Below are 816 nucleotides of genomic sequence, written 5' to 3' on the forward strand. Positions count from 1 at the left end.
CCCTCGATCTTTGCGCTCTCCCTGCCGTCGGTATCGGCATTGATGGCGTCCCAACGGTGCTTTATACGTATTTCCTGAACAGCGTCAAGGGCGAGCCGCTGTAGATGGAACCGGTCAATCACACGTGAGGCTTTCGGAAATGCCAGCCGACAGATGCGGTGCATGCTTTCCGACAGGTCAAGGGTGATTTCCTTAACCTTATTGCGAAGCTCGCTTTTAATCTGGCGCAGAGCACGTAAGACCACATCTGAATCCGTACCTAGGACTATCGCCACGATGGAATGCTTTCTGCCGTGTGCCTCTTTGTTTGTCACAATGGTGTAAAGTTCTCCGCGGCTGAGCGAGGTCTCGTCGATGCTCAGATGCGGCCCTATGTTCTGCGGAAACACCCGCCACTGCCCGGCATGAAGACCCTCCGGAGTGTCCTTCCACTGCCGGTATCCGCTCAGATGGCGCTTGTACTGGCGCTCAAACAGATCGCCGTCTATGTCGAAGAACCACTCAAGAGAGCGGCCCGTAATCGGGTATCTGTCCAAGCATATCTTTTAAAAAAGCCGCAAACTCTTTCGAGAAGCGGGTACCTTCGGCGACTAAATCCCAGCGTCGGCTGACGCTCCTGCCTGTCTCTGTCTCAACCCAGCGGCGACGCTTGATATGGAACGACATCTTGCGGCCTCTCACCGGATAATCACGCACGATGCTTTCCTCATAGAAGCCATTCGGGCGAAGTTGCCCGGCAGTGTAACCGTCAACTCCATTATCTCTTTCCTCCAAAGTGACATCAAGGGTTTCTTTGGTTTTATCCACCTTGACGAC

Annotated in this window: 2 protein-coding genes; both read right to left on the minus strand. The window is 53.9% G+C overall.

Annotated elements, in window-relative coordinates; genetic code table 11:
- A partial coding sequence (locus FW767_RS12950) for a transposase (RefSeq protein ID WP_150980738.1) occupies nucleotides 1–536 on the minus strand: 536 nt, incomplete at its 3' end.
- Nucleotides 502–816: ISAon1 family transposase N-terminal region protein (locus FW767_RS12955; protein WP_150980741.1), on the minus strand; the 315-nt coding region annotated here is incomplete at its 5' end. The genes FW767_RS12955 and FW767_RS12950, both read right to left, overlap by 35 nt.

The organism is Heminiphilus faecis (assembly GCF_008728965.1).
Lineage (GTDB): Bacteria > Bacteroidota > Bacteroidia > Bacteroidales > Muribaculaceae > Muribaculum > Muribaculum faecis.